The following is a 13,408-nucleotide window of genomic DNA, read 5'->3' as shown; positions in this document are numbered from 1 at the left end:
CTCTTTCCGGACTCCTGCAAGCCTGCACATTTCCCGGTTAACATGGCCATTTTGTGGCGTGTTTCCGGTCAATCTTTGCGAGCCCGGGCCTTTGTTTACGTCAGGCTGCGAGCTGCATTTCAAGGTCGCGTCGAAGTTGCAGAAGCAACGTCACGGCGTCCGCCGCGGGACCGTCCCCGTCCTCGACCTGCATCAGGATCATCATGTCCGATGCCTCGGCGAGTTCGTCCATGAAGGCATCCGCCGCGGCGCATCCGGTCTCGTCCTGCGCGAAGAGATCGGTGAGGTGCTCGACCACGTCGACGCAACTGTCGACCAGGTCCTTCGCATTGCCTTCGCCCAGGTCCGCGGCGATCCCCGCCAGCCCCTCGCCGCGCCGCTTCAGGAAACGGACGGCCTCGGTGAAGAGCGCCGCGTTGGCGACAGGCTTCGGCGTCTCGACGGCGACGGGCGCTGCGGGTTTCGAAACCGGCGCCGCCACGGGTGCGGGAGCCTCCCGCGCGTTCGCAACGGGCGAAGGCGCGGGTTCGGTTGCCTCGGCCGCCTCCGGCGCCGCGACGGCCTCGGGAACCTGATAGCGCGCCAGGAACATGTGCGCCGAATCCAGGTCCGCGCGACGGCCACGCTCGGCATGGCGCAGAAGCTCGGCGCGAAGCGCGGCCCCGCCCGAGGCATGGAACATCGACTCGTCGACCCCGGACGCGCCATGCGCTCTCAGCGCCTGCAGCGTCGCGACCGCGAACATCGAATGGAACTCCTCGGCGACGACGGACTCAAGCTCCGTCACCCGCGCCGACAGCAGCTTCTCGGCCGAAAGCACGTCCGCCTTCGACAGGATCAGGAACGCGTGGTCCTTCAGCCCGTCCGGCACACGACGCCAGACCGCCCGCTCGGCGGCGCCGAAGCCCTGCGTGCACCACAGCGCGATGTCGGTACGCCGCACGGCCCAGTCGACGGCCGACTCGATATCCTCGCGTCCGCCGTCGGTCACGACCTCCAACATGTTGATCCGCTTGAGGATCTCTATCGGCAGCTCGACCTTGAGAAACGCCGCCCGCGACCGCGCGACCTGATCGAAATCGATGCCGTCGATCCGGCTCACGATGCCGGTGGACGACGTCAGGGTGATGGCCTCGGTCGGCCCCCACACAAGTTCCGTCGTCGGCAGCGCGGCGTTCTTCGGCAGGACGCGATGGCCCGCGAACATGTTGACCAGCTCGGACTTGCCCGACCCCGGCAGACCCAGGACGGACACGCGCACCGGCTGCGACAGCCGGTTCACCAGGTGCGTGGCGTAATCCTTCGCGTTCGCGGGAAGCCTGTCCCCTTCCAGCGCCCAGCGCAGCCTGTCGATGACCCTATCGTCGTTTCCGTTGTCCTTCATGCCCCACCGTCGGTCGCAAGCCAGCGTCGCCGAAGGAAGATCGGCGAACCGGCGCCACCGTTGCCGCGACCGTTCGTATTCGCCGAACCGGTGCTGGCGGATGCGGCGGGAGCCGCTGGCACGTCGTCTTCCACGTAGTCGTCTTCGTCGTCTTCGCCCGTGTCCACGCCGGCGGTCTCGTTCACCGCCGCCACGACCGGGCGCGTCCTGACCCGAAGCGGCCGGTTGTCGGTCCGCTCGAACTCGTGCGTCAGGACATTCGTTCCGTCCGCCGCGCCGCCCCGAATCTCGACCTTGATGACCGAGAAGCAGACGTTGTCCTGTTCAGGATCGTCGAGGTCGCGCAGCTCTTCGAGAAGGCGCTCGGCGATGGTGATCGCGCCCTCTTCCTCGTGCTGGCGCACGATCTCGAGGATCTGTCCGTTCGTCAGGAACTGAAGACCGTCGCTCGCCACGATAAGGATGTCGCCGGTCTGAAGCCGGAACGGGCGGTCGGGGCAGTCGATCCGCTCGATCGTCTCGCCGATCAGGACCGAGGTCAGCGCGTTTCGGTCGGGATGGTTGCGGCCCACGTCTTCCGTCATCATGCCCGAACGGACCATGTAGTCGATGTGCGGCCCGAGCGAGTGATCCTCGTTCAACTGCCGCAGACGGCCGTTGCGGAACAGGTAGAGCGGCGAATCCCCGATCGAGATCCAGAACAGGGTGTCGCGGATGAACACCGGCGCCACCAGCGTCGCCCCCATGCCTGCCGTGTGCGGGTTCGAGGTGGCGTGCGCCGCCATGCATTCGTTCGCCGAGACGGCGGCGCACTTGAGCACGCTGCCGACGTTGGCGGCGAAGGTATCCAGATCCGAGGTCTGGAACTTCAGCTCGCTATAGACTTCGGTGACGACGATCTTCGAGGCCACGTCCCCCGCCGCGTGGCCGCCCATGCCGTCCGAAAGGACGGCATAGCCGAACTCCGCGCCAAGCGGGAAATCCGTGGCGATCGCGTCTTCCTGATAATCGCGATAGCCACGATTCAGGACCGACGCGACGTCGTACCTTATGTCCGGCGCGTCACGCATTCTGGCTGTCGTGGCCTTTCGATGCCCAGGTGAAGCTCTCGTCGCAAAGGGCGATGAACTTCAGCGTGGTCTCGCCGATGCGGATGATGTCGCCGTCGGACATCTCTTCGGTCGACAGGACGGGCCTGCCGTTCAGGCGCACCAGGTTCGACTTGCCGCCGTGACCGAGGAAGAATTTGCTCTGTTCGTCGTCGAAGGCCACCGCCGCATGGTTGTTGCGGCTGATCGAGGTGTCGCCGAAGTCCAGGCGAACGGCCTGCTCCTCGCCCCGGCCGATCTGGCTGACGCCCGAGCGCAGGGTGAAGGACGCGCCGCGGCCAGGTCCGTCGACGACGACGATCCAACCGGCGGGAAACTCGGCCGGACCGGCGGGAGCCATGCCCTCGGTCCGGGCGACCTCCTGCGTGGCGGCCTCGGCGAAGAGATCGCGCGGACCCGCGCCGTCCGCCTGGAAGCCCAGAAGGCGTGTCTTGACGCGACCGGCGCCACGACCTGCGCGCCCGGCCCGGCCGGAGATCGCGGTCGAGACCTCGACCATCGGCTCGGGCGCGTCGTCGTGAGCGACGCGCTTCACTTCGGTGGCGACGTCCTCGGCGATCTCCCAGATCTTGCGGCGCATGTCCGACGGCGGGGTCTCCCGGATGTCGTCGGTCTCGCCGCGCGCGAAGGCCACGGCTTCGGAAACGACGCGGCTCGGGCGCGGCGTGAAGTCGTCATCCTCGTCGTCGCTGTCGAAGCGGTCGGCCGCCCCGAAGGCATCGTCGGTTTCGTCGTCGAACTCTTCTTCGTCGATGTCGCCGAAGGCATTGTCGGCTTCGGGGGCAGGCTTGCTCCTGACCGGAACCGAGAAACCGTCATCTTCCCCGAAGTCGGCTTCGCTCAGTTCGGCAGGGGCGCGCGACAGACGCTCGGCCTCGGCGGCGGCGAGTTCCGCCTCGATGGACAAAGAGTCCGCGTCGAGACCTTCTCCGGCGGCCGCGTGAAGCGCCGCATCCTCGTCGCCCTCGCCCTGGTCCCAGATGGGCGAGCGGGTGTTGGGCCGGCTGACCTGGCGGCTGATCGGCCGACTGGTCGAATGCGGCCGGACGACCTTGGCGAGGTCATCGCGATAGGGGCTCTGCTCCTCGGGGTCGGCCGTGGGATCCCGGCTGGCGACATGGCTCAGGACGCGGTCGGCCTTCGTCGCGGCGGCGGCGGCCTTGAGGTGCGCCATCGCCGAACGGCGGCGGCTCGTCTCGCGGTCCGTCATCTGGGTTTCGGTCTTCTCGAGGATACGCTCCTCGGCCTCGTCGGCGAAGGTGTTCAGCTGGCTGCGCGCCCGGGCCTTGCGGCCTGACACGTCGGCATCGGACGCCGCGGCCTCAGACGTGACGCGGGGACGCGACGGGCTTGAGTTCCGGCTGACCGATTCCATCGCTTCGCGGATCTCGCCGACAAGGTGCTTGCGGTCCTGGGTCTGGCGCCGCGTCTCGGGATCGAGGTCGTCTTCGCCCCACGAGTCCTCGTCGTCCCACTCGTCTTCCCAGTCGGCGTCGTTCCAGCCCGAAGCCGCCACGTCGGGCTCTTCGCCGCGCGGACGCAGATCGTCCCGCGCCTCGGGGGCCGCCCCTGACGTGCTCTTGTTCACCGTGCCGGTGTCGTCCGCACGCGGAGACAGCTGGCCGAGCCTGTTCTCGAAGTCGAGATCGCGCATGGCGTCCTTCGGCTCGATCTTCTTTGACAACATCCTGGACAAAATCTTCATCTCGCTGCCTCTCACAGATAATCCGATCGCCGGCCGCTTCGGAACGTTCCGCGCAGCAGGCCGAAGGGAAGCACCCTGCTTAGAAGCGACCGCTTCTTGCGGGGAGTGCCGTTGATAGAGTCATGGGCCTTGTTCGCGGATCGCTGAGCGGAATATTCCCGCGCGCGGTCCTGTTGCTCCATGAAGGTGTGGTCGTCGAGCATCGCCAGTTCGTCCAACGTCTTCTTGCGTTGGCGCGCCTGTTCCTCGACCAGCTTCTGAAGGCGCTGCGCCTCCTTCCGCTCGGCCGCCTGCTTGGTCTCCTGAGCCTTTATGTCGGCTTCGACCGCGCGGTTCGTCTCTTGCACGAGACGCGAGATCGACAGCTCGATCCTGCGGTCGAGCTCGGCCTGCGCCAGGGCGGCGGACCTCCGGCGTTCGGTGTCGACCAGCTCGATCCATTCACGCGCCGACTGAAGCCGGTCGGGCGGAAAGACCGACAGCGCCTTGTCGATGGCGTGGAGGAAGGCGTCCTCGAACTGCGGGAATCGGCCCGAGACCGGCTGGTACGGGTCCGGCCGGTCCGCGGCGATCGAGCTGACGCGCGCCTGGCTGTCCGGCGGCGCGGCTCCGGTCAGGACGTGATAGAAGGTCGCGCCCAGGGAATAGAGATCGGACGAGGCATCCTGCGTGGAGCCCGCGATATAGAACTCGTGCGGCGAATACCCGTCCTTGACGACATGCAGCGCCGACAGCGCGCGCGACGCGCGCGTCGCCTCTTCCTTGGCTGCGCCGAAGTCGATCAGGACAGGGTTGCCCTTGCCGTCGATCAGGATGTTGTCGGGGCTGATGTCCCGGTGCAGCACGTCGTTGGTGTGGATATAGTGAACCGCCTCGAGACACTTCAGAAGGATGTCCTTCACGTCCCGGGGATGCAGCTTCATCCGGGGGTCTTCGATGGTGTCCAGCAGATCGCGTCCGCGCACGAAGTCGAGCGCCATGTAGGCGGTCATGTTGTCTTCGAAGACCTGGTGGATGCCGACGATGTTCTGGTGCTGAAGCTTGGACAGACGGCGCGCCTCGGCGCCGAAGTGCTTCACGACCGAGTCGAATTCCGCCTGATGCTGGCGCGACCGCGCCATGACGTTGCCGTTATTGCGGCAGCACATGGACGACGGGAAGCATTCCTTGATGACGACGATGCGGTCCAGACTGTCCCGCGCAAGGTAGGTCATCCCGAAGCCGCCGGCGTTCAGGAACTTCTCGATACGGAACTGGCCGTGCAGAAGCTCGGTACCCGGCTTCAGCGCGTCAGCGAAGGACTCCTGGTGTCCCGTATCGTGATGTTGCGGCCCTGCGTCCATGTCTCACCCAAGTCGGTGTCCCGATCAGAGGGGAGGCTTTCCGTCGGTCCCTGATTTCCCAAGGAAATATAGTCCGGTAAGCCGCCACCTGCTTGTCGTGACCTACCCGGGTCTATCGGCAGAATTGGCCGGAATTGTGGCGCAACCGGGCCTTTAGGTATTCAATCCTGCGGCATTTTTCGAATTGTTCGCGTCAGCGCGGGAAGCCGCCGTGATGCCCCCTGCCGCTCCATCTTTCCACGCCTCCGCGCCTCATGTAGGGCAGGGTCATGGCCAAGCTCTACTTCCATTACTCGACCATGAACGCGGGCAAGTCGACGCTTCTGCTTCAGGCGTCCTACAACTACCGCGAACGCGGAATGCAGACCTATCTCCTGACCGCCTCCATCGACGGCCGCGCCGGGCAAGGACGCATCGCCAGCCGGATCGGCATCACGGCGTCGGCCGACGTCTTCGACCGCGACAGCGACCTCTTCGTCCTCCTCGAACGGCGGCAGAGACAGGGTCCCGTCGCCTGCGTCTTCGTGGACGAGTCGCAGTTCCTGACCGTCCCGCAGGTCTGGCAACTCGCCCGCGCCGTCGACGACCTCGAATTGCCCGTGATGTGCTACGGCCTGCGCACCGACTTCCGGGGCGAGCTCTTTCCCGGCTCCGCGGCTCTGCTGGCGCTGGCCGACGAAATGCGCGAGGCGCGCACCATCTGCTTCTGCGGCCGGAAGGCGACTATGGTCGTCCGCCAGGACGAGGACGGCCGCGCCCTCACCGAGGGCGATCAGGTCCAGATCGGTGGCAACGAGACCTACGTCTCGCTGTGCCGGCTTCACTGGCGCGAGGCGACGGGAGACCGTCCGGCGGCGTCATCACCGTGAAGGCGAAGAGGCGCGTGACATGCCCTTTGCCGCATGACAAAATACACAAGAACCCGGAGCGTGATTGACCGTCTGACATGACAAGACCTTCCTCCCGAGACGTCGCTCGGCCGAGCTTCGCCGCGCCCGAGGATGCGTTCGTCGCGTTCCAGAACGTCACGCCCGACGGCTTCATGATGCTCAAGCCGGTCCGGTCCGACGAGGGCGCGATCGTCGACCTCGAATGGACCTTCGTGAACGCCGCCGCAGGCGACATCGTCGGCCGCAATCCCGACGATCTCGTGGGTCGCCTCCTTCTTGTGGAAATGCCGGGGAACCGGGACGAAGGGCTCTTCGACGCCTACGTCGAGGTGATCGAGACGGGACAGACCTGGCAACGAGAATTCCACTACGATCACGGCGGCATCGTCGCCTGGTTCCGCACCACGGCAGCCCGCGCGGGCGACGGCCTGGCGCTGTCTTTCGCCGACGTCTCCGAGGTCCACAAGGGTCAGGAAAGGCTCAGGAATCTGATCGACGGTGTGGTCGCCTTCGTGGGCGTCCTGTCGACCGACGGGCGGCTGCTCGAAGCCAACGCCCCCGCCGTCGCCGCCTCCGGGTTGTCCCGCGACCAGTTGATCGGACTGCCCTTCTGGGACTGCTATTGGTGGAACTTCGACGTGGCGACGCAGGATCGCCTGAAAGAGGCCGTCGCGACCGCCGCCAAGGGCGAGAGGGTCCGCTACGACGCCGAAATCCGCATCGCGGGCGATCAGCGGATCTGGATCGACTTCCAGATCGCGCCGGTGCGGGACGGTGCGGGCAATGTCGTCGAACTCATTCCCTCCGGCGCGGACATCACCGAACGCAAGAGAGCCGAGGCGCAGAAGGAACTCCTCATCAAGGAACTCGCGCACCGCGTCAAGAACACGCTGGCCACGATTCAGTCGATGGCCGGTCAGACGATCCGGAGCACCTCTTCGCCCGACGATTTCCGCACCTCGTTCGATGCGAGACTGCGCTCCATCGCCGCGTCGCACGATCTTCTTGTGGCGTCCGAGCATCAGGCCGTGGCGCTCGCCGCCCTCATTCGGGGGCAGGTCGGACCTTACGCCGCGGACGATGAACGCCTTGCCCTTTCGGGCGACGATATCCTTCTGCCTGGCGAGTTTGCGCACAGGGTGGGCCTCGTGCTGCACGAACTTGCGGCCAATGCGTCGAAATATGGTGCTCTTTCGACCGACGGCGGAAGCGTCGACATAAAGTGGCGCATCGACCCGGCGCCCGAGCGGGTCTTGCGCCTCGATTGGAGCGAACGCGGCGGACCCGAAGTCGAGCGTCCGACCCGGCAAGGCTTCGGCACGCGGCTGATCGAGCGGAGCTTCAGCCTCGACGGCGACAAGGCCGTCATCGACTACGCTCCCGAAGGCGTCCGCTGCCGCCTGGCGATGGCCTTGTGATGACCGGAATGCGCGTGCTGATCGTCGAGGACGATCCTCTCATCGCGATGGACCTCGAGGACGAGTTGTCCGACCGCGGTTTCGTCGCCGTCTGCGCCACCTCCGTCGCAAGGGCGCGCGCCCTCATGGATGGATCTTCGACCGGCCTCGCCATCCTCGACATGCATCTGGGCTCCGACACATCCTTCGCCTTCGCCACCGATCTGATGGAGCAGGGCGTGCCGTTCTTCTTCCTCTCGGGCAACGACGCCTCGGCCCTGCCTCCGCATCTCGCCGGATGTCACATCCTCACAAAGCCGGTCCGGACCGCGGACGTCGTGAAGCTGATCGAGATCATCACCGGCGCTCCCGGGTCCTGACGGATTTCCGTTTTTCGCGCACCGACGCGATACCGACGCGATACCGAAACCCTCTGACCGCTCGTTTCGATCCATTTCAATGACTTGGCCGAACTGCGCTGTCAGTACATCCGCCCACCGACCGGCACGTCCAGATCCGGGGTCAGAAGGACCACCTCGCCCTCCTCGTCCGGCACGCCCAGCACCAGCACCTCGGACATCACCGGGCCGATCTGGCGCGGCGGAAAATTCACCACCGCCAGCACCTTGCGACCGGGCAGTGTGGCGGGATCGTAGTGCTTCACGATCTGCGCCGAGCTTTTCTTCTCGCCAAGCTCCGCCCCGAAATCGACCCACAGCCTGATGGCCGGCTTGCGCGCCTCCGGAAACGGTTCCGCCCGCGTGATGACGCCCACGCGGATATCGACTTTCAGGAAATCGTCAAACGAAATCATTGCCTTCCCAGCTCCCGTCCCCGCTCGGCCGCCCGGTGGACAGCCTCTTTCAGAAGCGCCGGAAAGCCGCGCGTTTCGTCCATCAGCACCTCGAGCGCAGCCGCCGTCGTGCCGTTGGGACTGGTGACGTTGACCCGAAGCTGACCCGGATCCTCCTCTGCCTCCATCGCCAGCGCCCCCGCCCCGGCGACGGTCGTCCGCGCCAGTTCCAGCGCCAACTCCGCCGGCAATCCCTCGGCCTCGCCCGCCGCCGCCAGCGTCTCGATCAGGTGAAACACGTAGGCCGGTCCCGACCCCGACACCGCCGTCACCGCGTCCATCTGGTCTTCGCTCTCCAGCCGGACCGTCTGGCCGACGGCCGCAAGCAGTTGTTCCGCAAGGGAAACCTGCGCCTCGCTCGCAACCGCATTTCCCACGATTGCGGTGATCCCCCGCCCGATGGCCGCAGGAGTGTTCGGCATCGCCCGCACGATCGGCGTGCCCTCGCCCAGCATCTTCTCGAAAGTCGCAATCCGCGTTCCAGCGGCTATCGACACGAACAGCGTCCGTCCCCCGCCGTACCCGGTCTGCCCCGGCATCGCCTCGGCCATCATCTGGGGCTTCACGGCAACGACGATCACCGCCGGATCGGACGGCAGAGCGCCGTTGACCGAGACACCGGTGTCCGCAAGCCAGGGCGCCGGGTTGGGATCGACGACGCTGACCGACATTGGCGCCAAGCCCTTGGCAAGCCAGCCCTTAAGCATGGCGCCGCCCATCTTGCCGCAGCCGAGAAGCACGAGGCCCCTGTCCGAAATCGAGGTGAAATCCATCATCGTCCCTCCTGTTCCGTACTTACGGGATTTGGAGGATCAGGGGAACGCCTGCCGGACAAGACACCGGGCCGCGCGGTGGCGGCCCGGAGCGATGCCCATGTGCGACCGAAGGGAGGTCGGCCGCGCCGGGCGAAACGAGATCAGGCGCGCCCGTAGGTCTCGCCGATGGCGATCTTCATCGCGTTCGCGGGGTCCTCGTCGCCCCAGACCACGAGTTGGAAGGCGGGGTAGAACCTTTCGGCGGACAGGACGGCCGCACGGATCATGGTGTCGATCTGCTCGGGCGCGGCATACTGGCCGCCCGCAAGCACGAGGCCATAGCGCCAGACCATCAGCTTCTGCTCTTGCCAGTAAGCGAATGCGCCAGCCCAGCACAGGTCGTTGGCCGCGTTGAGCGTTTCGTACAGCTCCGGCCGCCGTGCCTTGGGGGGATCCATCTCGAAGGTGCAGATCAGACGCAGGGTCTCGTCCTGCGGTGACCAGGCCAAAGTGATCGAATAGGTCCGCCACTGGCCCTCGACCGCCATGGCGATCTGGTCGTCTCCCACGCGGTCGAAGTCCCAGTCGTGGTGCTCGGCCAGGGTTTCGACGATATCAATGGGATGAAGGTCTTCCGAGAAATGCTCGCTCAGCGACATGCGCCCTGCCTCATCGGTTGCGCCGGGTGCTCTTCTGGCCCCATGCTTTGATGACTGCTCTAGGTCCGGTAGTGATTAGCGCCCGACCTTACGAGATATGGTGTGCCTAAAGCGGGATCCTGTAAACCCCAAATTTCGGCAGCGCGGCATTTTCCGGGGGATAACGTCAGACCCACCTCGACCGACGGGTCCATCGGCGGGTTGGCAGGATGACGGAACGTGACGGGCAAGAAGCGGCCCGGGCAGACCTCAGGCGTCGGTCTTGCGCGCCTCGAGCGCATCGAGACGCGACTTCAGCGCCTCGTTCTCTTCCCGCGCCTTCTGAGCCATGGCGCGCACGGCGTCGAATTCTTCGCGGGTCACGAAATCGCGGTCGGCGAGCCAACGGTCGACCATGCCCTTGAAGGCCGTCTCGGCCTCGTCCCGCGCACCCTGGGCGACACCCATGGCGTTCGTCATGAGCTGCGACAGGTCATCGAGGATCTTGTTGCGGGTCTGCATCGTGCCATCTCCGGGTCGTGTTCCCCTCCTATATGGCCCACGCGCCCCGCTCTGCAAGGTTGACGCCACCCTCGCGCGCTGGCACCTCTCGCGCGTCATGCGCTTCGCGATCCCCTTCCCCGACATCTCTCCCGTGCTGGTCGAAATCCCGCTCGGCTTCGCCACCGTGCCGATCAGGTGGTACGCGCTGGCCTATATCGCGGGGGTGATCGCGGGCTACTACATCTTCCGCGCCCTGCGCGACCGCGCGCATCTCTGGGCCGGCGACACGCCGCCCCTCACCCGCCCGCAGATGGAGGATTTCCTGACCTGGATCGTGCTCGGCATCATCCTTGGCGGGCGGATGGGCTACGTCCTGTTTTACGGCGAGGGCCAGTTTCTCGAAGATCCGATGGCGATCCTTCGCGTCTGGGAGGGTGGCATGTCCTTCCACGGCGGTTTCCTGGGAGTCGTGATCGCAGGCCTCGTGTTTTCCTGGAAGAACGGCATCGACATCCTCAAGTTCGGCGATGGGCTTGCTGTGGCGGTGCCTCCTGGACTGTTCTTCGGCCGCATCGCGAACTTCATCAACGCCGAGCTTTGGGGGCGTCCAACGGACCTTCCTTGGGGCGTGATCTTTCCGGGCGCCGCAGCACAGACCTGCCCCCAGATTGCCGGCCTCTGCGCCCGCCATCCTTCGCAGCTCTACGAAGCCGCGCTCGAAGGCATCCTCCTCGGCGGTCTTCTTCTGTGGCTGTCGTTCCGCAGCGGGTGGCTCAAGCGCCCGGGATCGCTGATCGGCGTCTTCCTCGCAGGCTATGGCGTCTCGCGCTTCCTCGTCGAATTCGTGCGGCAGGCCGATCCTCAATTCATGTCGCCAGACAACCCCTTGGGCTATGCGGTCCAGTTCGGAAGCTGGGGCCTGACGCAGGGACAAAGGCTGTCGCTGCCCATGATCCTCGTCGGCCTGGGGCTTCTGGTCCTCGCGTGGCGGCGCGCCCGCCGGACGGCGTGAGCCTGAAGGACGTCCTGATCGCGCGGATCCGGGCCGCGGGTCCGATGACCCTCGCCGACTACATGTCGGAATGCCTGACGCACCCCCGGCACGGCTATTACGTCACGCGGGACCCGCTTGGGACGGCGGGCGACTTCACCACGGCGCCCGAGATCAGCCAGATGTTCGGCGAGCTTCTGGGCCTTTGCCTGGCGCAGGCCTGGACGGATCGCGGATCGCCCTCGTCGATCCAACTTGTTGAGCTGGGCCCCGGGCGCGGCACTCTGATGGCGGATCTTCTGCGGGCGACGCGCGGTGTGCCAGGCTTTCATGAGGCCCTTTCGCTGCACATGGTCGAGGCATCGCCCATCCTGCGCGACAAACAGCGCGAGACTGTGAGTCGCCCGATCTTTCACCATGACAGCCTCGGTGACGTGCCAGATGACGCACCTCTCTACCTTGTCGCCAACGAGTTTTTCGACGCCCTTCCGATCCGCCAGTTTCGCCGCGATGGCCCGGCGTGGCGCGAGCGGGTCGTGGGTCTGTCGGAGGGTGCCCTCGTCTTCGGGCTGTCCGGCCCGTCGCGTCCAGAACCGTTGGAGCCGCCGCTTGCAGACACCCGAGAGGGCGACGTGGTCGAAACCTCCGCGCCGTCTCTCGCCATCGTGCGCGACATCGCCCGCCGTGTGGCAGCGCGCAACGGCGTGGCGCTGATCGTCGACTACGGCGGCTGGCGCTCTCTCGGAGACACGTTCCAGGCGGTGAGCGATCACGCGACGGTCGATCCGCTCGACGCTCCGGGGGCTGCCGACCTGACCGCTCACGTCGATTTCGAAGCGCTGTCCCAAGCCGCTTCCGCAGATGGTGTCGCCGTCACGCCGATGACGCCGCAGGGCGTCTTTCTGGAACGGCTCGGGATCACGGTGCGCGCTGAGGTTCTCGCGGCGGGAATGAGCGGCGACGCCATCGAGCGGCACATCGCCGCGCATCGCCGCTTGACGCATCCCGAGGAAATGGGAACGCTCTTCAAGGCAATGGCCCTTTATCGACCGAAGACTCCCGCCCCCCCCGGATTCGATCCATGATCGAAGTCCTGACGTCCGAAGCGCTCGCGGCCGTGCGCCACGGCTTCTTCACCCGCAAGGGAGGGGCGTCGTCCGGCATATTCTCCAGTCTTAACTGTGGCTTCGGCTCGACCGACCAGACCGAGATGGTGGCGATCAACCGCAAACGCGTGGCGCAGGCCCTCGGGGTCGATCCAGACCGGCTGGCGACCGTACACCAGACGCATTCCGCACGGGCACTGACGCTCGACGCGCCGACCGAGCGCCCGGTCGAAGCCGACGCGATGGCCTCCGCCACGCCCGGTCTTGCGCTTGCCGTCCTCACCGCAGATTGCCAGCCCGTCTTGTTCGCGGACACGCAGAACGGAGTCATCGGTGCTGCCCACGCCGGATGGAAGGGCGCACTCGACGGCGTTCTCGAAGCGACGGTGGATGCCATGGAGGGCCTCGGCGCCGTTCGCGAGGCGATCACCGCCGTCATCGGCCCCTCGATCAGCCAGCGCGCCTACGAGGTCGGGCCGGAGTTCCTGGAACGTTTCGCGGACGAAGACGGCGCCAACACACGCTTCTTCGCGAACGGCGAAGGAGACCGCTATCTCTTTGATTTGATAGGCTTCGGCCTGCACCGGCTGCGAAGCGCCGGCGTCGGCGAAGCGCAGTGGATCGGCCACTGTACCTTTTCCGAACCGGACCGATTCTATTCGTACCGCCGCAGCGTTCATCGTCGCGAGGCCGATTACGGACGACTGATCTCGGCCATCCGTTTGTGAAAATC

General features: G+C 66.0%; 14 protein-coding genes. 6 read left to right on the top strand and 8 right to left on the bottom strand.

Translation table 11 applies throughout. The features are described 5' to 3' along the window. Positions 1–100: 100 nt before the first annotated feature. Genes C8D95_RS13075 through C8D95_RS13060 form a run of 4 tightly spaced genes read right to left on the bottom strand, consistent with a single transcriptional unit; the run spans position 101 to position 5,541 of the window. Entirely contained in the window at positions 101–1,384 is a 1,284-nt protein-coding gene (locus C8D95_RS13075; RefSeq protein ID WP_109759626.1) for a P-loop NTPase family protein, read from the bottom strand. Continuing rightward, positions 1,381–2,454 (bottom strand): PP2C family protein-serine/threonine phosphatase, encoded by a 1,074-nt coding sequence (locus tag C8D95_RS13070; RefSeq protein WP_109759625.1) that lies wholly within the window; start codon positions 2,452–2,454, stop codon positions 1,381–1,383. Before C8D95_RS13070 ends, C8D95_RS13075 begins: the two co-directional genes overlap by 4 nt. After that, a complete protein-coding gene (locus C8D95_RS22525) occupies positions 2,447–4,198 on the bottom strand; it encodes an FHA domain-containing protein (protein ID WP_241239719.1) in 1,752 nt (583 codons plus the stop codon). Before C8D95_RS22525 ends, C8D95_RS13070 begins: the two co-directional genes overlap by 8 nt. Before the next feature lie 11 nt (positions 4,199–4,209). Then, positions 4,210–5,541, bottom strand: a complete 1,332-nt coding sequence (locus C8D95_RS13060) for a serine/threonine protein kinase (RefSeq protein ID WP_206508357.1) — start codon at positions 5,539–5,541, stop codon at positions 4,210–4,212. Between the two features lie 269 nt (positions 5,542–5,810). Between C8D95_RS13060 and C8D95_RS13055 the strand changes: the two genes are divergently transcribed. From C8D95_RS13055 to C8D95_RS13045, 3 genes are all read left to right on the top strand, one after another. Then, on the top strand, positions 5,811–6,410 hold the full coding sequence (locus C8D95_RS13055; protein WP_109759624.1) for a thymidine kinase: 600 nt from the start codon (positions 5,811–5,813) through the stop codon (positions 6,408–6,410). Positions 6,411–6,487: 77 nt separating this feature from the next. Then, positions 6,488–7,849, top strand: coding sequence for a sensor histidine kinase (locus C8D95_RS13050; protein WP_109759623.1), 1,362 nt, complete (start codon positions 6,488–6,490; stop codon positions 7,847–7,849). Beyond that, the gene (locus C8D95_RS13045) at positions 7,849–8,208 is read left to right on the top strand and encodes a response regulator (protein ID WP_109759622.1); all 360 of its coding nucleotides are present in this window, start codon (positions 7,849–7,851) and stop codon (positions 8,206–8,208) included. Before C8D95_RS13050 ends, C8D95_RS13045 begins: the two co-directional genes overlap by 1 nt. A gap of 101 nt (positions 8,209–8,309) precedes the next feature. Here the strand turns inward: C8D95_RS13045 and C8D95_RS13040 are convergent, their stop codons facing one another. From C8D95_RS13040 to C8D95_RS13025, 4 genes are all read right to left on the bottom strand, one after another. Further along, entirely contained in the window at positions 8,310–8,642 is a 333-nt protein-coding gene (locus tag C8D95_RS13040; RefSeq protein ID WP_109759621.1) for a tRNA-binding protein, read from the bottom strand. Continuing rightward, on the bottom strand, positions 8,639–9,454 hold the full coding sequence (proC, locus tag C8D95_RS13035; RefSeq protein ID WP_109759696.1) for a pyrroline-5-carboxylate reductase: 816 nt from the start codon (positions 9,452–9,454) through the stop codon (positions 8,639–8,641). Before proC ends, C8D95_RS13040 begins: the two co-directional genes overlap by 4 nt. 143 nt (positions 9,455–9,597) lie before the next feature. Next, positions 9,598–10,095, bottom strand: a complete 498-nt coding sequence (locus C8D95_RS13030) for a type III secretion system chaperone family protein (protein ID WP_109759620.1) — start codon at positions 10,093–10,095, stop codon at positions 9,598–9,600. A 249-nt stretch (positions 10,096–10,344) separates the two neighbouring features. Then, a complete protein-coding gene (locus C8D95_RS13025; RefSeq protein ID WP_109759619.1) occupies positions 10,345–10,596 on the bottom strand; it encodes an accessory factor UbiK family protein in 252 nt (83 codons plus the stop codon). Between the two features lie 97 nt (positions 10,597–10,693). Here C8D95_RS13025 and lgt point away from each other — a divergent pair, with 97 nt between their 5' ends. Genes lgt through pgeF form a run of 3 tightly spaced genes read left to right on the top strand, consistent with a single transcriptional unit; the run spans position 10,694 to position 13,403 of the window. Next, positions 10,694–11,590, top strand: a complete 897-nt coding sequence (gene lgt, locus C8D95_RS13020; RefSeq protein ID WP_109759618.1) for a prolipoprotein diacylglyceryl transferase — start codon at positions 10,694–10,696, stop codon at positions 11,588–11,590. Beyond that, complete coding sequence (locus C8D95_RS13015) at positions 11,587–12,654, top strand: class I SAM-dependent methyltransferase (RefSeq protein ID WP_241239720.1); 1,068 nt, start codon at positions 11,587–11,589, stop codon at positions 12,652–12,654. The genes lgt and C8D95_RS13015 overlap by 4 nt, the downstream gene beginning before the upstream one ends. Continuing rightward, the gene (gene pgeF, locus C8D95_RS13010) at positions 12,651–13,403 is read left to right on the top strand and encodes a peptidoglycan editing factor PgeF (protein WP_109759617.1); all 753 of its coding nucleotides are present in this window, start codon (positions 12,651–12,653) and stop codon (positions 13,401–13,403) included. Before C8D95_RS13015 ends, pgeF begins: the two co-directional genes overlap by 4 nt. Positions 13,404–13,408 lie beyond the last annotated feature (5 nt).

Source organism: Silicimonas algicola (genome assembly GCF_003148765.1).
Classification (GTDB): Bacteria; Pseudomonadota; Alphaproteobacteria; order Rhodobacterales; family Rhodobacteraceae; genus Silicimonas; species Silicimonas algicola.
Note: the sequence above shows the minus strand (reverse complement) of the source record. Positions and strands in the feature narration are given on the sequence as shown.